The sequence below is a fragment of the Peribacillus sp. FW305-BF15 genome (genome assembly GCF_058783805.1).
Genome location: NZ_JBYSYV010000020.1, coordinates 53556 through 75451 on the forward strand (window position 1 = coordinate 53556; position 21896 = coordinate 75451).

Consider the following 21896-nt stretch of genomic DNA (forward strand, 5'->3'; position numbering starts at 1 on the left):
CTGTTACGCATAATGGTAGTATTATACATCTATAACTGGTACGGACGTCGCAACGTCATTATCAGAAATAAATTTAATTAAGGAGAATGTGCTATGGTCGAAACAAAAATGTTAAGAGGTACGAAAGTAAAAATGACACCAAGTGAAGCCATCGTTGAGACATTAGTGGCCGAGGGAGTTAAACATATCTCGGGAATTTTGGGATCTGCTTTCATGGATATGCTTGATTTATTGCCAACTGCAGGCATTCGTTTCATTGGTGTCCGCCATGAACAAAGTGCAGCACATATGGAAGATGCTTATTGTCGTGTCTCTGGTGTTGCTGGAGTTGTCATCGGGCAAAACGGACCTGGAATGACGAATATGGTCACCTCTGTAGCAGCGGCCAATCAAGCTCATACTCCAATGGTGGTCATATCACCTTCAGCTGGTACTCCAACAGTTGGATGGGATGGTTTTCAGGAATGCGATCAGGTTTCCATCTTCAAGGCAATCACGAAAGAAACAGTTAGAGTGACACACCCAGGCCGGGTCGCTGATTGCCTAAGGACAGCGTTTCGGATTGCCTATGCCGAGAGGGGACCGGTTTTATTCGATATCCCTCGTGATTACTTCTATGGTGAAGTGGAAGATCAAATACTTCAACCACATCAATATCGCGTGGATGAAAGGGGCTGCGGGTCTTCTGAATCCTTGGATAGAGCGGCAGAAATTTTAGCCGAGGCGAAGTATCCGGTGATCATTTCCGGTAGGGGAACGGTTGATTCAGATGGCATTGAGGAAATTAAGAATATGGCGGAATATTTAACGGCTCCGGTAGCTGTCTCATATATGCATAATGATGCTTTTCCTGCTGATCATCCATTGTCAGTAGGCCCAATCGGTTACATGGGTTCAAAGGCTGCGATGAATACACTTAAGAAAGCGGACGTCATATTGGCGGTAGGTACAAGATTATCGGTATTTGGAACGTTACCATGCTATGACATTGATTATTTCCCGAAAGATGCGCAAATCATCCAAATTGATATTAACCCAAGGCAAATAGCGAGGACGCACCCTGTGGAAGTAGGGATCATCGGAGATGCCCGCGAAGCGAGTCGTGAAATCTTGAAACGGTTGAAGGCTGATAAACCAAACCTAAAACAAGAAAAAGAGCGGATAGTAGAAGTTACGAATGAAAAACAAAAATGGGAAGAAGAATTGGTGAATCTTGCGATGATCGATGGAACCCCGATCAATCCGCGTCGGGCCCTATTGGAATTGACAAAAGTGTTGCCTGAAAATGCCATCGTTACTACAGATATCGGTAATGTATCTTCAACTGCAAACGCTTACTTGAAATTTAATCAGGGACGCAGGCATATCGCTGCGCTTACATTCGGGAATACTGGATTTGCTTACCCATCCGCACTAGGTGCCAAATTAGCTGAGCCGAATACGCCTGTTATAGCCATTGTTGGAGATGGTGCGTGGGGCATGAGCTTACATGAAGTGAGTACGGCCGTGGAAGAAAACATACCGGTCATAGCATGTGTCTTCAATAATAATGCATGGTGCGCAGAGAAAAAGAATCAGGTCGATTTTTATAATAACCGCTTTGTAGGCGCGGATATCCAAAATCCTGATTTTGCAGAAGTTGCCCGATCAATGGGTGCTGTAGGCATTAGGGTGGAAAAAGCAGACGAGTTAGGCGCTGTCATTGAAAAAGCAATAAAATCAAACAAACCGACTGTCATTGATATACAAGTGGATGGAACACAATTGGCTCCGCCATTTAGAAAAGATGCATTAAAAATGCCTACTAGATTATTAGAAAAATATTCTCATTTAGATCATAAAAACTGGGATAAATAAAAAAATGTGATAGGACAGCTGCGATGACTGATGAACGATTTGGGTCATCGCACCATCACCAATTCGCATTAAAGGGTCTGTAACAGCATGGGAACTTAACTTAGTTGCATTCAATGAAAAATAAGGGGGTTTCAAAAGTGAAGATGGAAACTGAAACGAAAGACCTTGTTCAAATGGATAAAGACCATTTATGGCATGCGATGCATCGCTATAATGAGAAGGATGCTCCCATGATGGCTACAGAAGGATCCGGCTCATGGTTCACTGATACTAAAGGGGATAAATATTTAGATGGTGTCTCCGGATTATGGTGCTTGAACCTTGGTCACGGACGAAAAGAGATTGCCCAGGCAGCCTATGAACAAATGATTAACTTATCTTACTTCCCTTTAACATTAAGTCATAAGCCGGCAATCGAATTATCTGCAAAAATAAGTAAACATTTAAAGGGCCCTTATACAACTTTTTTTACGAACAGTGGCTCTGAGGCGAATGAGACAGCTTTTAAAATAGCCAGGCAATATCATTCCCAAAATGGAAATCAGGGTAAATACAAGTTCATCTCAAGGTATAGAGCTTATCATGGCAATACTTTTGGCGCGCTCAGCGCAACTGCACAGGCTAATCGGAGAGTGAAATATGATCCGGCGGTTCCAGGTTTCCTGCATGTTCCACCGCCGTACAGTTATCGAAGCCCGTTTGGGGAAAACGTTGAAAACTCCGATTTGCTTGCAGCTGAATATATCGATCAGGTCATTAACTTTGAAGGAGCTGAAACGGTAGCGGGCGTTATCCTTGAACCATTCATCTCTGGTGGCGGGGTCCTTATTCCTTCAAAAGAATACTTAACGAGGGTTTCGGAAATCTGTAAGAAGCATGATGTTCTATTAATTGTGGATGAAGTGGTTTCAGGTTTTGGAAGAACCGGAAAAATGTTTGGGTTCATGCACTCAGATGGGGTTCAACCGGATATTGTTACGATGGCAAAGGGTTTGACCAGCGGTTATCTTCCACTTGGGGCAACGGCAGTGAATTCCAGGATTTATGAGAAGTTCAAAGACAACGGAAATTTAAATCATTTCAGGCATGTGTCAACATATGGAGGCCACCCTGCATCTTGCGCAGTTGCGCTAAAGAACATTGAAATCTTGGAAAATGAAAACATCGTTCAACGAGTATCTGAACTTAGTGAATCGACACTAAGCGCGCTCTTTGAATTGGCAGCCCTGGATAAAGTAGGGGAGGTTCGGGGAGTTGGGTTTTTATATGGCATTGAATTAGTGGAAGATAAAAAGACAAAAACGCCTGTTTCCGAAGAGTTCATGGGTAAAATAATCGGGGCTTGCAAGGCAAAGGGTCTTATCATCGGACGTAATGGTGATACGATTCCTGGATATGGTAATGTACTCATCATTGCACCGCCTTTATCTTCGACCGTTGAAGATTTACGCTTTGTCATAGAAACGGTTAAATCCGTTTTATGTGAATTATGCTAATCAAAAAGATGATGAGCTTTAGGGTGCTATCTATATAGAAGAAAAAAATGAAGATGGGCATGATATGTCTAGCTGATTTGACATCCATGTCCATTTTTTCATATTGAGTCTAACAGTGTGGGAAAACTGGGGAATCCAAAACAGGAGGAAAAATGCAATCACAACAAAGGTTATTGGTGGTTCTGGCACATCCCGATGATGAGTCATTCCTGTGTGGGGGAACCATTGCTAAAATGTCTGAGCGAGGTGTTCAGATAACTTTACTATGTGCGACAAAAGGCGAAATGGGCAGACGAATGGGAAATCCCATTGTAACAACAAGGGAGGCATTGCCAGAACTAAGGGTGGAGGAGTTAAAAAGAGCTTGTGGAGAATTGGGAATCAGTGATTTGCGATTTTTAAACGTAAGGGATAAAACGATTGAATTTGAAAGCTTCGATTTATTGGCGGAGAGAATCGTAAAGGTGATTCGTGAAGTTCAGCCGGATGCGCTAATTACATTCCATGAGAAATACGGGGGGCATCCAGACCATTGTGCGATTGGCCGTGCTGCCGCATTTGCTTTCTTAAACTCCGGTGATCCCGATTTTTATCCAGATCCAGTATTTCCAGCTATTAAGGTTCATAGTTTGTACTTTGTCCTTTGGCATGCCTTTTATGATGAATGGTTAAAGGAAAACGGGCCGGGCAGTGTCACAGAAATCAATATAGCAGGGACTTTAAAGAAAAAGATCCGTGCCTTAAGGTCACATCGATCCCAGACTTTAGCGGTTCCTGAATTGTGGACGAATCAAAATCCAAGCTTGCCTTTTTTAAAGGAATCCGAGTATTTTATCAAAGGGAATTCACTTCTTAATCTAGAAGAAACCGATTTTTTTCAAACGATTGAAAGGATGGGATGATTTAGTTTATCTGGAAAGGGGGAAGGAATGTATGGAATTAGAAAAATATGAGCCACTGGAAGAAGCACTTCAGGCACAGCAAAACCCACTTCAAAATAAGGTGCTTTTGTGGCTGAGCGGTATTGCTTTCACCTTTTTCATTGCCCTCTTAGGCTTGGGGCTGTCGAAGATTTCGGGATTCAATCGAATCGGTCCACTTGCTTGCTCGATCATCATTGCCGTGATATATCGTCAAATTGCGGGATATCCAGAGAAATTCCGGACGGGAATCGAATTTTCCGCAAAAAAACTTTTGCGTTTTGCCATTATTTTATACGGGTTGAAATTAAATATCGATGTGATTTTCAATCAGGGACTGCCATTATTGGTACGTGACATAGGGACAGTAACATTCGCCATAGTCGTGATGGTCCTGATTGCAAAGTGGATTAAGGCAGATGCATCCATTTCCCTTCTTCTTGCTGTAGGAACCGGGATATGCGGTGCAGCAGCCATCGCGGCAATATCTCCAATCGTGAAAGCGAAGGAAGAGGATACAGCCATAGGCGTCGGGATAATCGCTTTAATGGGAACTCTTTTCTCCATTGTTTATACACTTTTACGTCCGATCCTTCCAATATCTGCTTTGGATTATGGAATCTGGTCTGGGATCAGTCTTCATGAAATCGCCCATGTTGCTTTGGCAGGAGCACCGGCTGGTGAAGATGCGCTAGCGATTGCACTCCTCGCCAAATTGGGACGTGTCTTTTTACTCATCCCTTTATGTTTCATTTTTATGTATTGGATGAAAAAGCGATCATCCGGGAAAATGGGCCATGATGCCAAAATTGATTTTCCATGGTTCCTCGTGGGTTTTATAATCATGAGCCTAATAGGAAGTTATGTGTTTGGAAGTTATATTACGGTTTCACCTCTCGTAATGGATGGCATTTCCAAAGCGACCACATTTATATTGACTATGGCCATGATCGGTCTTGGACTGAATGTTAGCCTGCAGGCACTGCGAACAAAAGCCATGCGTCCTCTTTTAGCCATGACCATTACCTCTTTGCTGCTTTCCATAATTTCGTACTTTATCATTTAATATATAAGCTTTCATATATGCCTGAAATGTGATGAAGGTTGCATATAGGATAAGCCCTGAATACATAGAGCTATTCAGGTTTTTTTTATTCACTCGAAGAAAAACCCTATTTGAACGCTGGAAACTCAACATAATCCTAATTTAAGGGAAAAATTGAACGCTGGCATGTTTGAATATTATAACTATTTGGTTTACAATATAAGAACTGATACGAACATTACGATGTCTTTTTCTGTTTGGAGGAAATTTTATGGAGCTAGACTTTAAAAATCCAATCCCTTTACATGCTCAATTGAAAACCATATTGGAAAACCAGATTTTGGAAGGTTATTATAAAGACAAAATCCCGAGTGAAAGGGAACTGATGGATATGTATTCTGTCAGCAGGAGCACTGTACGGGAAGCCGTTTCCATCCTGGTTCGTGAGGGAATATTGGAAAAGAGGCATGGGAAGGGAACGTTCGTCTCCCTTAAACCTGTGCAAGAATGGCTTAAGATGATAAGTTTTACGGAAACCACTAAAAGCATGGGGATTAAACTACTAGATCATGGCCGTGTAATGACACCTGAAAATATAGCTGATGCAAATGGGTTTGAGGATGAATCTTACCATATTAAAAGGCTGCGGTTACAGGGGGATGTCCCAATAGCCATTGAATTGCATTATTATTCTTTGGACCTAGGAAAAAAATTGACGAAATTCGATTTAAGTACAACCGTATTGTATGATGCCCTCGAAGGTGAATTAAACATTGACTTTTGTGAAGCGGAACAAATCATAACCTGCGGCTTTCCAACAAAAGAAGATGCAGAACATTTGGGTATAGCCGAAACGATGTGCTTACTGATTACAGAACGAATGATTTTTGATTCTGATGGTAACTTAGTAGAATATTATAAAGGGTTATTCCGATCGGATATGTATTCATTCGCAATGAAAATGTCCCGGAAGAATTGAATTCCACATAAAGTGACCTAAGCCTTTCTAAGAAGAAGAAAGGCTTAGGTCATTTTCAAAGCTACCGGGATCCAATAATACGATTTTTATTGGAGAGTATGCCGATGTTAATAACATAGGCATGTTTTAAAATAACCTATTGTTATACTCAAATATTTTTTTTACCTCAAGAGCTAAAGGGTCAAGGCTTGCCCACCGTTTTCAGCCGTTCGGTTTTGAGGGCTTGCCATCCTCCATTTTAGCCGAAATAAGCCCAAGGGCAACTCCCAGCAACGCACCTGCTCCCACTTCCACAGGCTGATGTCCGAGCAGTTCATTCAGTTCCTTCTCACGCTCAACATACTCAAAGCTCGGAAACTCTCCGGAAAATTTGGCCATATTATCTTCAAGATCATTCACGAGCTTAGCGATTTCGCCTGTATGGCGGCGAATCCCCTGAGCATCATACATCACAATCACGCCAAACACTGTCGCAAGCGATGTTTCCGTATGCAGCCATCCTTTATTCGCTGCTACATACGCTGCCAGGGCGGCCACCCCCGCAGAGTGCGAACTGGGCATGCCGCCCGTTGTGAAAGCCTGCTTCGAGTCCCACTTTCCCGTCAGCTTATAATGCGTTAAAATTTTCAGCCCTTGCGCAATGCCAATCGCCGACAGCGCCGTTAAAATTCCCCGATTCATCTTTTCCATGAGCAACTCCTCCACTCCAGACCAGTCCAACCCAACCCAATCCGGGAATTTATCTTCCCTCTTTTGATACCCCAAAAATATTTTTTATATGCAGCAGTTCCATGATGAATGAATCATGATATCACTTTTTGCTGTGTCCGAGTTCAGCTGAAGCATCATATCCGAGGTGGGTTCAGGCTTATTTTTTTCGGAAAAGGTCACTATTTCATAATAATATTTATAGGATGGGAACCTTAAGGAAAATATATAACGGAAGATAATTAACATGGTTTTAAGGTGGAAATGGAATGAACAAGATCAAGGATATGAATCCGAAAGAGTTAAAAAAGATCATGACGGTAACCGAGAGAATGTCTTTCACGAAAAACTTCAGGTCCGCTACTGCAGAAGAATGGTTCGTATTCATACCAGGCTTCAATGATCCTGGTACAGGGGGAGCTGCTGGAAAGGCTATCGTTCACTACAACCTATATGGAAACAAAGATATGTTCATTAACACAACGGTCATACTGGATGACCCTGTTCTATTTGAGGAAGAAAATTTTCAGCTGGTTTACTCTATTTGTGATGAACTTATAAATCGTCTAGTGGGATACGCTGATACTTTACTGTCCGTACACGCAGGTTCCAATTCTTATAATGCCGAGTACAAACGATAATGTTCGTAAGATAACAAGGAGGAGAAACGGTGAAACATAATCTTGTTCAGTCAATAGTCGAACAATCAGTCATGCTTACAAGTGAAGCAGATTGGGATAAGCTCATTCAACAAGTTAATAATGCAAAATTTGTTTTGCTGGGTGAGGCATCACATGGGACATCCGAATTTTACACGGCACGAGTTGAAATAACAAAAAAGCTGATTCAAGAAAAAAGGTTCACCTTTGTAGCTGTTGAAGGCGATTGGCCCGCATGCCAGGCAATAAATAGGTATGTTAAAGGCTATGACCTAGTGACTAAATCCGCAAAGGATGTGCTAAAAAGTTTTGACCGCTGGCCGACCTGGATGTGGGCAAACGAGGAAATGATCGACCTGATTGAATGGATGAAAGAATACAATGAGTCTGGGCAAAATCAAACGAAAGTTGGATTTTATGGGATAGATATATACAGTCTTTGGGAATCCATGGATGAAGTTATCCGTTACTTAAAACAAATTGATTCAACTGACCTTGAAGCTGCCAGACAGGCGTTCACTTGTTTTGAGCCATTCAATCGGAATAACGAGGAGTACGCAGTTTCTGCAGGTATTTTTTCGGAAGACTGTATAGAGGAAGTAGCCAAATTACTGACGACTATTCAACGAAAAAAAGAAAAATACCCCCATCACGAAGAATTGAATTTGAATCTTCAAGTGAATGCATTGGTAGCATACAATGCCGAAAATTATTACAGGACCATGGTCGTCCATGATGATAAATCATGGAATATTCGAGATATGCATATGGTTGATGCACTTAATGAAATTATGGATTTTTACGGCTCTGAAGGCAAGGCGATTGTATGGGAACATAATACCCATGTTGGTGACGCCAGCGCTACTGATATGAAAGATTCCGGGATGATTAATGTCGGCCAGGTCATTCGAGAGCAAAACCCGACTGAAGATGTATTTATCACAGGTTTCGGAACCTACAGAGGAACTGTTATAGCAGCAGAGGAGTGGGGCGTGGATTTCGAAATTAAAACAGTACCCCCGGCAATGAAGGGAAGTTGGGAGGAGGCGATGCACCTTTCGGGGGCTTATGATAAGTTGCTAATTTTCACTGATGAAAATCGTCAGCTATTCCAAGGGAGGATTGGACATCGGGCGATTGGGGTTGTATACAGACCGGAATATGAACAATATGGTAACTATGTACCTTCTGTGATGTCAGATAGATATGATGCTTTTATTTATTTTGATGAAACCCAGGCCCTTCACCCGCTCGTTCAAGAAAAAGCACCCGTTCGGTAATAAAAAGACGAAGCCGTTTATGTTATAAACAGCTTCGTCTTTTTGTTCGTGAATATCTCTCATAAAATGCAAAATATACTGACCAAAGACTGTGATGGTCGCGTGGGTTTTGGGGTTAAATGTAAATCTGAAACTTGTAAACCAAACTTTCTTTTATTTAGAAGAGTCGGAAAAGTGTCCCTTATCCGGAGTATAATTCACAATACAAAGTTAATAGATGAATCATTCTGTTCTTCGCCCTTTTAAATCAAAGGTTATTTTTTGTTTTACTCACATTTAACACTTATTCGTTAACCAGTTCCTTTATCATTAATAGATGTGGACCGCCATCTTCCATAAAGACATCGGATGAAGTCCGATAGCCGAGTTTTTTATAAAAGCCCTCTGCCTGTGTTTGCCCATGTAATTTAACCTGAGTAATACCTTGTTCCTTTGCAATTTCTTCCAACGTTTTAAGTATTATTTTACCGAGACCAAATTTACGGTAAGGCTCCAAGATGCAAATTCTCTCCAATTTACCTAACCCATCAACAACTCTCAATCTTCCAGTTCCGACTGGGTTTTCATTATAATAGACTAATATGTGTTCAGATAAAGCATTAAGTGTATCAAATTCATCAAATTCAAATTCTAATAGGAAACCTTGTTCCTCGACAAATACTTCTTTTCTGATATGAAAGGCTATTTTTAAATCATTTTCAGTAGTTATTCTTTTTGAATCCAATGTTCTTCATCCCTTTTCTAGATTTATATAAAAAGACAAGTCATAATAAATGTATATCCTATTTTAGTATAAATGAAATTATTTTTGTTGTAAATACAACAAAAAAGTCAGGGGCTTTTTGAATGAAGGAAATACTCCGTGAAATTGGAATGATAGCAAGGGCATTGGACTCTATAAGTAATATCGAATTTAAAGAATTTGACCTTACAAAAGGGCAGTATTTGTATCTTGTTCGAATATGTGAAAACCCAGGTATCATTCAGGAAAAGTTAGCAGAAATGATAAAGGTTGACCGAACGACAGCAGCTCGTGCCATTAAAAAACTTGAAATACAAGGGTTAATCGAGAAGAAAAATGATGAGGAAAACAAAAAAATTAAAAAGCTATATGCAACCGATAAAGGTGAAAAGGTCTATCCTTTTTTGAAAAAAGAAGGGGAGTATACTGACAAGGTTGCGTTATCTGGATTTTCTTTGGACGAAGCGGAAACGATGCTTCATCTTCTTCAAAGAGTCAGAAAAAATATTGAGGTAGATTGGGAATTTGTGAAAAAGGGAAATAAAAGGGGGTATTGATACATTATAAGAAAGAGGCTCGATTCCGTTTCGGAATCGAGCCTCTTTCTAATTATCCAGCTACATTTTCAGTGAACTGACTATTGTATAGCTCTGCGTAGAAACCATTCTCCCTTAAAAGGTCTGAATGCGTCCCTTTCTCAATCACTTTTCCTTGTTCCATAACAAGAATCAAATCTGCATCCTTAATCGTTGAGAGACGATGGGCAATGACAAAGCTGGTTCGTCCTTCCATCAGTCGGTTCATGGCCTTTTGGATAAAGACTTCTGTCCGAGTGTCCACACTAGACGTCGCTTCATCCAATATCATGATTGGCGGATCTGCTAGAACAGCCCGGGCGATTGTCAAAAGCTGCTTTTGGCCTTGTGAGATGTTCGAACCTTCTTCGTTTAAGATTGTCTCATAACCATCTGGCAGTGTCCGAATGAAATGGTCGGCATGTGCCGTCCGAGCAGCTGCAAAAATTTCTTCATCAGTTGCTCCATTTTTGCCATAAGCGATATTTTCTTTAATCGTACCATTAAAGAGCCAGGTATCTTGAAGTACCATACCAAAATTCTTTCGAAGATCATTACGTGACATATTCCGTGTATCAAGACCATCAATCATAATCTTTCCGCCATTGAGTTCATAAAATCTCATCAAGAGATTTATCATGGTCGTTTTTCCAGCACCAGTCGGTCCAACAATTGCGACCGTCTGTCCAGGCAAGACATCGATATTCATATCTTCAATTAACATTTCTTCCCCATATCCAAAGTCCACATGTTCAAAAGAGACAGCACCATTTGCCCTTTTTATATTAACTGTGGTTTGTTCTTTCATTTCCTCTTCTTCATCAAGTAGTTCAAAAACACGCTCAGCGGCTGCAACCGTCGACTGAATAATGTTAGCGATGTTAGCCGTTTGTGTGATTGGCTGGGTGAACTGCTTTGAATATGTGATGAATGCTTGAATGTCACCAATTGAAATCGAACGTTGCGTTACCAATATTCCGCCAACAACGCTGATGAGGACATAGCTCAAATTTCCGATAAAGAACATTACGGGCATGATGATACCTGATATAAACTGGGCTTTGCTTCCCGCTTTATACAATTCTTCATTAACTTCAGTAAACTGGGCACTCGCCTTTTTTTCATATCCGAATGCTTTAACGACTTGATGGCCGGTATATATTTCTTCAATGTGACCATTTAATTGTCCGAGTTTACGCTGTTGATCGGCAAAATGTTTTTGGGATCTTTTTAAAATAGGCCGGATTGCAAATATTGACAAAGGTAAGCTGATTATCGAGATTAATGTCAATAATGGGCTTATCGAAAGCATCATGATGATAATTCCCACAATCGTTACGATTGATGTGATGAATTGCGTTAAGCTTTGCTGAAGGGTGCTCCCGATTGTATCAATATCATTTGTCATTCGGCTAAGTGTTTCACCGTTTGGACGTCCTTCAAAATATTTGAGTGGAAGTTTCTCGAGCTTTTTGTTCACATCTTCTCGAAGGTCATATACCGTGTCTTGTGCAACACTTGACATAATGTATTGTTGTACATAGCTGAAAAGGCTGCTTAAAGCATAAAGCCCGGCAAGGAGTAGAAGAATCTGGCTAATTTTATCAAAGTTAATAGCTGCTCCTGGTATTCCCTGGAATTTCCCGTAAGCTCCTTCGAATAATTCTGTAATTGCATTTCCCATGATCTTCGGTCCTAAAATCATAAAAATCGTACTCATGATTGCAGCTAAGAACACGGAAATCAATCTGTTGCGCCTCGGTTTTAAATAGGTCAATAGACGTTTTAATGTTCCTTTAAAATCTTTTGCTTTTTGACCCATCATCATCATGTTACCGCCACCAGGGCCATGCCCGACCTGACCGCCGCCTTGAGGTTTTTTTTGATTACTCATGCAATTTCCTCCTCTGTGAGCTGTGATAAGGCAATTTCACGGTAAATGTCGTTTGTGCTAAGCAACTCTTGGTGTGTTCCAATGCCTACAATGCTGCCTTCGTCTAACACAATGATTCGGTCAGCGTCAACGACGGTACTGACACGCTGTGCAACGAGAAGTACAGTCGAATTTTTCGTTTCATCTTTCAGGGCTGCGCGAAGGTTGGCATCCGTCTTGTAGTCCAGTGCCGAAAAACTATCATCGAATATATAAATATCCGGTTTTCGAATGAGTGCCCTTGCAATCGAAAGCCGTTGTTTTTGCCCTCCTGATAGGTTTGAACCGCCTTGATCGATTTCTGCCTCATAGCCGCCTTTCATATTGCTGATAAAATCCTCCGCTTGTGCGATCCGAGCCGCATGCTCAACTTCATCTTGTGTGGCTGTTTGTTTTCCAAAGCGAATGTTTTCAGAGATAGTACCTGTAAAGAGGGAGGCCTTTTGTGGTACAAAGCCAATTTTTGAACGGACTTCATCTTGTGATGACTTCCGAATATCAACACCATTGACGCGAATCGTTCCGCTTGAAATATCATAGAAGCGAGGGATCAAATTGATAAGAGTTGTTTTCCCGGAACCTGTTCCACCGATTATTGCTGTGATTTCACCAGGATTTGCTGAAAAACTAATATCCGATAATGCAGGTTCTTCTGCTCCTGGGTAACTGAACGTAACATGTTCAAATTCAAGGGTACCGTGTACACGATCTGCCTTTTCTGTCCCCTCATCCAGGAATGAAGGTTTCATGTCAAGGACTTCGTTTATCCTTGTTGCCGACACGGCAGCTCGTGGAACCATAACGAACATCATGGAAGCCATAACGAGAGCGAACATAATTTGCATAACATATTGGATAAATGCCATTAAGTCCCCGATCTGCATACCGCCGTTATCAATACGGACTCCACCAAACCAAATGATACCAACAACCGTCAAGTTCATGACAAGCATCATTACAGGCATCATGAAGGCCATGATTTTATTGACTTTGATTGAGACATCCGTTAATTCTTTATTCGCTTTCTTTAGACGTTCTTTCTCTTGTGTTTCACGATTGAAGGCACGAATGACGCGAATGCCAGTTAAATTTTCTCGTAATACAAGGTTCAACCGGTCTAATCGTTTTTGAACCGTTTGAAAGAGCGGCACACCTTTATATAGAATAAGCAAGATTGACCCAATCAAAAAAGGCATTGTGACAACAATGACAAGTGATAATTTTGCATCCATGGATACAGCCATGATTACTCCGCCGATTAACATGATAGGTGCACTGATAACCATACGAAGCATCATGATAACCACTTGCTGGACTTGTGTTATATCATTGGTCGTACGTGTAATCAATGACGCCGTACCGACTTCATCAAATTCTTGTAACGAAAATTTTTCAACGTGATTAAAGACCTTCAGGCGGAGATCGCGTCCCATTCCCATTGCCGCTTTGGACGAATAGTAACTTGCGATTATGGATGCACAAGCGCCAAGTGCGGAAACCAACAGCATAAAACCGCCGATTTTCCAAATATAAGAAGTGTCTCCTCGAACAACGCCTTTGTCAATAATATCAGCCATTAGTGTAGGCAAAAAGAGGTCCGACATGGACTGAATAAAAACCAGACCGATAACTGCTAAAATAATCCACTTATAAACGGATAAATTTTTCAGTATTTTTATCATTTTGTACACTCTCCCTGTTCGGTTGCTTGTGCTTCTAAAAAGTTTGTAATTTGAAGATGTGTTTTTAGCAACTCTTCAAACTGTTCTTCGGAAAGCATTTCAATGGCCGTTTGAAAGACTTGGTGAATGCTTCCTTCGTGAAAATGAATCGTTTTTAATAAATTTTCGCCCTTATCGGTGATTGACAATTGAATCTCACGCCGGTTGCCCTCCACAGGCTCACGATGGAGCAAACCTCCGCGAACCAGACCATCGACCGCTTGGCTCAAGGTGCTTTTTGGAAGAAATGTTTTCTCCCCGACATTTTTTTGGGAGGTCTCTTTGTAAAGGGTAATGGTCATCAAAATGGAATATTGAGGAACTGTTAATCCATTTTCTGCGGCTGTCTTTTGAACGAACCGCATGATATTTTTCTGTACGTTCCAAAATGAACGCAATAGTTGTACGGAACGCATTAATTGTTTTTCATTCTCCACTCAACATCACCATTCTTTCTGTATTGAACTGTTCCATTACGAACATTTAATTTTATGAATCATTTTAATTTACAGCTATTCTTCCGCTTAGTCAACAAATAAATAATTTCAGCACCCAGGCTTTTATCTAGTCTTGGTGCGTATATGGAAATGAGTTAAAGTCAGGTCAGGCCAAAACTGTTAAACCCATTGTATTTTTGTTAAGGCTGTTTTCGCATACTTTGTTGCTATTTACGAAGTAGTGCAGTGTGGTTGATTTCCCCTCCAGGTGCTCGCTTTCCTTGGTGCGGGCGGTGAGCCTCCTCGGCGTAAACGCCTGTGGGGTCTCACCTGTCCCGCAGCTCCCGCAGGAGTCTCGCACTTCCGTTCCAATCAACCTAAAATAGTTTCGTTTTAAAAACAACAATCTTTACGAAAAGAGCCTTTGTTAAAGAAAGGTTTTCTCGTAAAAACAACGATACAAAGTGAAATTAACTTGAAAATGTGAGATGAAAAGTGGTAGGATAATATTGCATTGAGTTAGTACCAGGTAATAATAGTAGATGATAACGCATTTGAGGGTGTTAAATGGCAAGCATGCATACATATAAGGGCTTTCCCTTCCTTAGATACATAACAGGATATAAGTTTGCGAGACAAACAAACAGCTAAAAGAAAGGTTAGTAATTTGTGATATAAAGACCCATATTTATATTGGGTGACAGCGTGAGGAGAACATTCTGGTTTTAACAGAAAACCGTTTTAATTATTAGGAGGGATGATGACATATGGTTGAAAACCGCCATCTACAGGCAGGTCTGAGTGATGAGCAGGTGCTTGAGATGTATAGAATTATGTTGTTGGCAAGAAGAGTGGATGAACGGATGTGGCTGTTGAACAGATCTGGAAAAATTCCATTTGTCGTTTCCTGTCAAGGGCAAGAAGCAGCCCAAGTGGGTGCAGCATTTGCGTTGAATCGTGAAAATGATTATGTCCTTCCTTATTATAGGGATCTAGGAGTGGTGCTCGCGTTTGGGATGACCGCCAGGGATTTAATGTTATCCAGTTTTGCCAAGGCAGAAGATCCAAATTCAGGCGGACGTCAAATGCCTGGGCATTTTGGGCAAAAAAAGAATCGAATCGTGACGGGATCTTCGCCAGTTACGACTCAAGTGCCACATGCAGTGGGGATTGCACTCGCTGCAAAAATGGAAGGAAAAGATATTGTTTCATTCGTTACATTCGGTGAGGGTTCATCAAACCAAGGTGATTTTCATGAAGGAGCGAATTTCGCAGGTGTACATAAACTTCCGGTCATCTTGATGTGTGAAAATAATCAGTATGCCATTTCCGTCCCTATTGAAAAGCAATTGGCTTGCGGGAAAGTGTCCGACCGGGCCATTGGTTACGGCATGCCAGGGGTGACGGTTGATGGAAATGATCCGATCGAAGTATACCGGGTGGTGAAAGAAGCTGCTGAGAGAGGAAGGCGTGGTGAGGGCCCAAGCTTAATCGAAACGGTTTCATACAGGCTTACACCACATTCAAGCGATGATGATGATAGTCAATACAGGTCGCCTGAGGAAGTATCGGAGGCAAAAAAAATAGATTCAATCATTACTTTTGGTGCCTATTTAAAAGCAGTGGGAATCATGGATGATCAAATGGAGAAACAATTGAACGAGGAAATAATGGAAGTTGTGAACGAAGCGACGGATTATGCGGAAAATGCTCCATTTGCAAATGAAGACACGCTCTCAAAATACGTTTACGCAGAAAGGTAAGGAGGAAAGAAGATGGCAGTGATATCTTATATAGATGCCGTGATAATGGCGATGCGGGAAGAAATGGAACGTGATTCCCGTGTATTTGTATTAGGTGAGGACGTTGGGGTAAAGGGCGGCGTGTTTAAAGCGACTTCAGGGTTATACGAACAATTCGGTGAACAGCGTGTCATTGATACACCGCTTGCTGAGTCCGCAATCGCAGGAGTCGGCATCGGCGCGGCCATGTATGGAATGAGGCCGATTGCGGAAATGCAATTCGCTGATTTCATCATGCCAGCCATCAACCAAATCATTTCGGAAGCTGCAAAAATCCGTTATCGCTCCAATAATGACTGGCATTGTCCTATCGTCATCAGAGCTCCATACGGCGGAGGTGTACATGGGGCGTTATACCATTCACAATCCGTTGAAGCCATTTTTGCGAATCAACCGGGACTTAAAATTGTCATGCCCTCTACACCCTATGACGTGAAAGGATTATTGAAAGCTGCCATTCGCGATGATGACCCGGTCCTTTTCTTTGAACATAAAAGAGCCTATCGCTTAATTAAAGAAGAAGTGCCGGATGATGATTATGTTTTGCCGATTGGTAAAGCGGATGTAAAACGTGAAGGCGAGGACGTTACAGTGATCACTTATGGCCTTTGTGTTCATTTTGCGCTTCAGGCAGCTGAAAGGCTGGCCAGTGATGGCATATCCGTCCATATACTTGATTTACGTACCGTTTATCCATTAGATCAAGAAGCCATAATGGAAGCTGCATCTAAAACAGGAAAAGTCCTATTGATTACGGAAGATAATAAGGAAGGAAGCATCATTAGTGAAGTATCGGCGATCATTGCAGAAAACTGCCTCTTCGATCTTGATGCCCCAATCATGAGACTCGCTGGCCCGGATGTTCCTGCCATGCCATATTCACCATCATTAGAGAAATCATTCATGGTGAATCCTGAAAAAGTGGAAAAGGCACTGCGGGACCTGGTTGCCTATTAAATGGTCTGCATGGAGATACGAACACTTCTTATCCGTTTAAATTGTTGTTTATAATTGGATTGATCTAAAAAACGAACTTAAGTCTAGCATCTATAAAATAGTTGCCAGGCTTTTTTTTTTGCGCTGAATAAATCATCTATAGTTAAAATATAATCCGTTTGATTACGCTAGAGGGAGCATATAAAACCTGTGACTTTTTTGGGAATTTTCACTACATGAATATATACTATTGAAAAGAATTCTGGACAATTATCCAATAATAAACTATTGGTATGGTGTTTGAAAGTACATATTATGGAATTGTAATTGTCAATATTAACGCAAAATTCAGTATATTAGCAATAAATATTGTGTATTTTTAAATGTTGAACGCAGTACAGTGATTGGTGAACATTGAAACTAGCAAGGGACTATTATCTTTTGAAATCTATGGGCGCAGGTAATTTCGTATAAAAAATTCATCATGAAGTATTATATGAAGATAATATATATTTCGAAGGAGGAAAAAATTGAGCGATCATATTAGAAGCGAATTATCATTATTCACCGAGTACCTTGTATCATTATTATTCACAGCTTGCCTTGCGGTTTTTCTCACAAAGTTCACTGATTCATTTCCATGGCTTTCCTTTATTGGTGTTTCAATTGGTCTTGCCCTCATGATATCCTGTTGGGAACAAAAGAAAAACCAATGGTCTCTTTTTATTACAGGCTTATTATTGAACACTGCTGTTTGGTCTATTGTTTTGAATTGGTCCTCATTTTTTTAAATATATTTATTCCTGAAAATTACAAAACAGCCTGATCCATTTTGATTGGATTTGGCTGTTTTATTTTACGTTTAATTAAGGCCATCGATATAGTTGAAAAATTGCCTCTTCACTTTTTCTGTGATAACCACTCCGCCACGATTGCAGCTTCTTCATTTGAAATAACGCCTGCTGGCATTCCATTTTTACCATTATTAATAATATCCTCTATATCATTTTGTGAATATTTTGCACCAATTTTATTTAAAGCTGGACCAGCTCCTCCTTGTAAATTTTCCCCGTGACAAGATATACAACTATTACTCACAATTTCTTCAGGATTACCAGCTGAAGTATCCTGTGTTCCCCCATTTGAATTTGGGGAGGGTGAGGGTTGATGGCCTCTGTAAAAAAACAGTAAAAATATTAAACATCCAGCAAGAACGATACTGGCTCCAGAAGTAAACCAAATTTTTTTCATAAATACCTCCGTATTTAATGTAGCGTGGAGTGAAAATCTTTTTGATAAAAGAACAAAGAACGTTTCTAATATATCTCCTGCATAATAATCGAATCCGTGGAAAATACATAAACCTCTAAGGTCTTATTTTACTCTTCCAAAGTATTTAAGCATTATTATTAATTTATATCTTTCCCTAAAGTTTATTTTTGCATGAATACATTTTTAATAAAAGGTAAGATTCTTTTACTCTAACCTCGGGTACCAAAAATTCCTTTATAACATTTCCAACTTTCTGCAAGGTTATTTAATAAAAGTTTATACATATAGTCGAATTACTGAAAAACTCATATGAACTATTTAGAAAGATGAGGAATTTGAATATTGAAACTGTAAACAAAACAGGCATGTCTAAATATAAGCTAGGTATAAAATTGAGCTGTTTTGTGAATATATGTAAAAGGAATAAAAAAGGCGCTTAAACATCCTTTAGTGTGAATAATAACGTTTACTGTAAAGGTTACAAACGGTTTTTAGTAAATGTAACTGATGTTTTTTATGGAGGATTGACGTGATGTTTCAGAATATTGGGATTCCAGGCTTGGTCGTAATTCTTATCATTGCGCTTGTAATTTTCGGTCCGAAAAAACTACCTGAAATTGGTCGGGCATTTGGACGGACATTAACGGAATTCAAGGGTGCAACAAATGGATTAATTTCTGATGAAGATAAACAGGAAGAGAAAAAACATGAGTTATCGACTGCTGAAAAGAAGATGCTGGATAAACAGTAGAGTCCATAGTGGAATGCAGGTGGGCATTTTTCATATAACTGGAGGCGGCCACCTTGGAAAACAAAGATTCACATCTCATTGAACATCTTGATGAACTTCGGCAACGAATGATTAATACGTGGAGTGTATCCTATTTTTTTCTGGTAGTTTTACCAATTAAATTAAGTGTCACCATATCCAAGATTACTTATAAGAAAAAGGTAGTAAGCGATGCATCAATGTGATAAGAAAATTCACACCTTGATTATGAAATAGGAGGTTTTTTTTTGTCGGACAAAGAGAAAAGTCAAATCGAAAAACAAGGTAGTACGAGACGTACCTTTTTAAAGAATTCCGGTTTAGCTGTTGGAGGGCTTATTTTAGGTGGAGCAGTTGGAAGCATGTTTGATAGAAATTCGGAAAGTGGTGTGAAAACAGAACAGAAGAGTCAAACTCAAGCTAATAATCCGAATGAAGCCCTAATGTTTTTTTATCCAGAAGAATATCAGACGACAGCGGCAGCTGCAGAACGTATTTTCCCAAAGGACGATCTTGGACCAGGTGCTATGGAATTAAATGCGGCGATTTATATTGACCATCAACTCAACAGTGGGTGGGGCGTAAATGAAAAGGATTATAAACTTGGACCCTATTATAAGCCAGAGCCAACACAAGGTGAACAGAATAAACTTTACCGAAAAGATTTGTTCCGGCTAGGCTTAAAAGAATTGAATTCATATAGCAACAAAAACTATAAAAAGAAATTTACAGAATTAGAGGCTAATGAACAGGATGAAGTGTTAGCTGCGTTCGAGAAAGGTAAAGCAAGTTCGCTTTCTGGTGCATCTTCTTCGGCATTTTTCCAATTGTTAAGAACTTTGACCATTGAAGGTGTTTATGCAGATCCATTGTACGGAGGAAATAAGGAAATGCTAGGCTGGCAGATGCGAAAGTATCCTGGTTCTCGAATGAGTTATACAAAAGAAATCCAAAGTAAAGAATTTTTAAAGCTAGATCCAAATAGCCTTCAAAGTCATATGAAACATTCATGATAGAAAGGGATGAAAAACATGGCAAAAAAACTACCTAAGGTACCCGTCGTTGTTGTCGGGATGGGCTGGGCTGGAGGTATTATTGCCTCGGAATTAACAAAAGCAGGAATCAAAGTCGTTGGACTAGAGCGCGGGAAAGAACGGGATATGAGTGACTATTTAATGGTGCATGACGAACTGCGTTTCCAACATCGTGAAGAGTTAATGCAAGATTTATCAAAAGAAACTATTACTCATCGTAATAACCAAAAAATGAGAGCACTCCCTATGCGTAATTATGGAACTTTTATCGTAGGTGAAGGTCTTGGAGGAGCTGGTAGTCACTGGAATGGACAGACCTACCGTTTTCTTCCTTATGATTTTGAAATTAAATCACTAACTGAAAAAAGGTATGGTAAAAATAAAATTAAATCAGACTATCCGATTCAAGACTGGGGCATTACATATGACCAAATCGAACCATATTATGATACTTTTGAAAAAATGGCAGGAATATCTGGTGAAACGGTTAAGTTATATGGAAAACGCTCCAATCCTTATCCAACAGGACCGATGATAAAAACACCTGTATTAGCGGAATTCGAACAAGCAGCGAAGAAGCTTGGCTACAAACCATATATGATCCCATCTGCAAATCTATCAGAGAATTACGAAAACCCTGATGGTATTTCACGTTCAGCCTGTCAATATTGTGCATTTTGTGAAAACTTCGGTTGTGAGTATGGTGCAAAAGCAGATCCAGTTGTTACGGTCATTCCTGTTGCCAAAAAAACTGGTAACCTTGACCTGCGGACATACTCAAACGTCACCCGTATTTTAAATGATGGTACGAAAGCGACAGGTGTTATTTATGTAGACACCTTCACGGGTGAAGAATTCGAACAACCGGCAGAAGTAGTGGTCTTAGCGAGTTATGTATTTAATAATGTTAGACTTTTACTTAATTCAAATCTTGGAGTACCCTATGATCCAAAAACCAGAAATGGTGTAATTGGTAAAAACTATTGTTACCAAGTGAGTTCAGGATATTCAAGCCTTTATTATAATGACCGTGAGTTCAATATATATGGAGGTGCAGGTGCATTAGGCATTGAGATTGCAGAATTTACAGGTGATAATTTTGACCATTCGGATGTAAACTTCCTTCACGGAGCAGGAATTCGTACAACCCAGTATGGGAATAGACCTATAGCTAATAATAACTCACCAATCGGAACACCTTCATGGGGTGCGGAATTTAAAAAGCAATCAATCAAATATGCCAATAGCATCCTGCAAGTCAAATCACAGGGTGCAAGTATGCCACACATACAAAACTACCTTGATCTGGATCCTACTTATAAAGATGTATACGGTATGCCTTTATTACGGATGACATATGATTATACTGCCCAAGACCGTGAGTTAGTAAAATACATGGCGAAAGTAACAAGATCGATTGCTAAAAAAATGGGTCCTGATCATATTGATACGGTTGCTGAACAAGCAGATTTTAACGTAAACACAGATACGAATACGCATAACACAGGCGGCGTCATCATGGGGGCTGATCCAAAAAATTCAGCAGTTAACACTTACCTGCAAATGTGGGACGCTGAAAATGTATTTGTTGCGGGTTCTTCAGCATTTCCTCATAACAGTTCGTTCAACCCAACTGGTACTTTAGGTGCCTTTTCATATAGAGCAGCAGAAGGGATTGTAAAGTACCTTAAAAAAGGTGGTTCCCTCGTATAAGACAGCTTTTCCTTTGAC

Annotated in this window: 19 protein-coding genes; 13 read left to right on the plus strand and 6 right to left on the minus strand. The window is 40.2% G+C overall.

Annotated features, from left to right (window positions below):
* Window positions 1-93 precede the first annotated feature (93 nt).
* The 5 genes from xsc (at window position 94) to AC3WLU_RS19735 (ending at window position 6297) form a co-directional block, all read left to right on the plus strand.
* Window positions 94-1857: a sulfoacetaldehyde acetyltransferase gene (gene xsc / locus AC3WLU_RS19715; RefSeq protein ID WP_063576547.1), complete on the plus strand. Its 1764-nt coding sequence runs from the start codon at window positions 94-96 to the stop codon at window positions 1855-1857.
* A 143-nt stretch (window positions 1858-2000) separates the two neighbouring features.
* On the plus strand, window positions 2001-3353 hold the full coding sequence (locus AC3WLU_RS19720) for an aminotransferase (RefSeq protein ID WP_492597784.1): 1353 nt from the start codon (window positions 2001-2003) through the stop codon (window positions 3351-3353).
* Between the two features lie 152 nt (window positions 3354-3505).
* Window positions 3506-4255, plus strand: a complete 750-nt coding sequence (locus tag AC3WLU_RS19725) for a PIG-L family deacetylase (RefSeq protein WP_492597775.1) — start codon at window positions 3506-3508, stop codon at window positions 4253-4255.
* A gap of 31 nt (window positions 4256-4286) precedes the next feature.
* On the plus strand, window positions 4287-5339 hold the full coding sequence (locus AC3WLU_RS19730) for a YeiH family protein (protein WP_492597776.1): 1053 nt from the start codon (window positions 4287-4289) through the stop codon (window positions 5337-5339).
* 250 nt (window positions 5340-5589) lie between these two features.
* Complete coding sequence (locus tag AC3WLU_RS19735) at window positions 5590-6297, plus strand: GntR family transcriptional regulator (RefSeq protein WP_034312712.1); 708 nt, start codon at window positions 5590-5592, stop codon at window positions 6295-6297.
* Between the two features lie 201 nt (window positions 6298-6498).
* On the opposite strand, the gene AC3WLU_RS19740 is transcribed toward AC3WLU_RS19735, so the two are convergent.
* Window positions 6499-6987 (minus strand): divergent PAP2 family protein, encoded by a 489-nt coding sequence (locus AC3WLU_RS19740; protein ID WP_492597777.1) that lies wholly within the window; start codon window positions 6985-6987, stop codon window positions 6499-6501.
* A gap of 305 nt (window positions 6988-7292) precedes the next feature.
* Between AC3WLU_RS19740 and AC3WLU_RS19745 the strand changes: the two genes are divergently transcribed.
* The gene (locus tag AC3WLU_RS19745) at window positions 7293-7646 is read left to right on the plus strand and encodes a hypothetical protein (protein WP_095679613.1); all 354 of its coding nucleotides are present in this window, start codon (window positions 7293-7295) and stop codon (window positions 7644-7646) included.
* 29 nt (window positions 7647-7675) lie between these two features.
* On the plus strand, window positions 7676-8944 hold the full coding sequence (locus AC3WLU_RS19750) for an erythromycin esterase family protein (RefSeq protein ID WP_492597778.1): 1269 nt from the start codon (window positions 7676-7678) through the stop codon (window positions 8942-8944).
* Window positions 8945-9227: 283 nt separating this feature from the next.
* Here AC3WLU_RS19750 and AC3WLU_RS19755 read toward each other — a convergent pair whose 3' ends face one another.
* On the minus strand, window positions 9228-9668 hold the full coding sequence (locus AC3WLU_RS19755; RefSeq protein ID WP_063576542.1) for a GNAT family N-acetyltransferase: 441 nt from the start codon (window positions 9666-9668) through the stop codon (window positions 9228-9230).
* Window positions 9669-9790: 122 nt separating this feature from the next.
* Here AC3WLU_RS19755 and AC3WLU_RS19760 point away from each other — a divergent pair, with 122 nt between their 5' ends.
* Window positions 9791-10243, plus strand: coding sequence for a MarR family winged helix-turn-helix transcriptional regulator (locus AC3WLU_RS19760; RefSeq protein ID WP_063576541.1), 453 nt, complete (start codon window positions 9791-9793; stop codon window positions 10241-10243).
* 52 nt (window positions 10244-10295) lie between these two features.
* Here the strand turns inward: AC3WLU_RS19760 and AC3WLU_RS19765 are convergent, their stop codons facing one another.
* From AC3WLU_RS19765 to AC3WLU_RS19775, 3 genes are read right to left on the minus strand one after another with little or no spacing between them, the layout of a single operon-like run.
* Complete coding sequence (locus AC3WLU_RS19765; protein WP_492597779.1) at window positions 10296-12155, minus strand: ABC transporter ATP-binding protein; 1860 nt, start codon at window positions 12153-12155, stop codon at window positions 10296-10298.
* Window positions 12152-13876 carry an ABC transporter ATP-binding protein gene (locus AC3WLU_RS19770; RefSeq protein ID WP_492597780.1) on the minus strand — a complete coding sequence of 575 codons (1725 nt, stop codon included), beginning with the start codon at window positions 13874-13876 and terminating at the stop codon, window positions 12152-12154. The genes AC3WLU_RS19765 and AC3WLU_RS19770 overlap by 4 nt, the downstream gene beginning before the upstream one ends.
* A complete protein-coding gene (locus AC3WLU_RS19775) occupies window positions 13873-14352 on the minus strand; it encodes a MarR family winged helix-turn-helix transcriptional regulator (RefSeq protein ID WP_057275992.1) in 480 nt (159 codons plus the stop codon). Before AC3WLU_RS19775 ends, AC3WLU_RS19770 begins: the two co-directional genes overlap by 4 nt.
* A gap of 767 nt (window positions 14353-15119) precedes the next feature.
* On the opposite strand from AC3WLU_RS19775, the gene AC3WLU_RS19780 reads away from it, so the two are divergent.
* Window positions 15120-16115 (plus strand): thiamine pyrophosphate-dependent dehydrogenase E1 component subunit alpha, encoded by a 996-nt coding sequence (locus AC3WLU_RS19780; RefSeq protein ID WP_063576537.1) that lies wholly within the window; start codon window positions 15120-15122, stop codon window positions 16113-16115.
* Window positions 16116-16127: 12 nt separating this feature from the next.
* Window positions 16128-17111, plus strand: a complete 984-nt coding sequence (locus AC3WLU_RS19785) for an alpha-ketoacid dehydrogenase subunit beta (RefSeq protein WP_095679607.1) — start codon at window positions 16128-16130, stop codon at window positions 17109-17111.
* An 879-nt stretch (window positions 17112-17990) separates the two neighbouring features.
* Here the strand turns inward: AC3WLU_RS19785 and AC3WLU_RS19790 are convergent.
* Window positions 17991-18341, minus strand: a complete 351-nt coding sequence (locus AC3WLU_RS19790; RefSeq protein WP_145505907.1) for a c-type cytochrome — start codon at window positions 18339-18341, stop codon at window positions 17991-17993.
* A gap of 553 nt (window positions 18342-18894) precedes the next feature.
* Between AC3WLU_RS19790 and AC3WLU_RS19795 the strand changes: the two genes are divergently transcribed.
* From AC3WLU_RS19795 to AC3WLU_RS19805, 3 genes are all read left to right on the plus strand, one after another.
* The gene (locus AC3WLU_RS19795; RefSeq protein WP_034312681.1) at window positions 18895-19113 is read left to right on the plus strand and encodes a twin-arginine translocase TatA/TatE family subunit; all 219 of its coding nucleotides are present in this window, start codon (window positions 18895-18897) and stop codon (window positions 19111-19113) included.
* A gap of 266 nt (window positions 19114-19379) precedes the next feature.
* A complete protein-coding gene (locus tag AC3WLU_RS19800; protein WP_145505904.1) occupies window positions 19380-20144 on the plus strand; it encodes a gluconate 2-dehydrogenase subunit 3 family protein in 765 nt (254 codons plus the stop codon).
* 18 nt (window positions 20145-20162) lie between these two features.
* Complete coding sequence (locus tag AC3WLU_RS19805; RefSeq protein WP_268937891.1) at window positions 20163-21878, plus strand: GMC family oxidoreductase; 1716 nt, start codon at window positions 20163-20165, stop codon at window positions 21876-21878.
* Window positions 21879-21896: the final 18 nt, after the last annotated feature.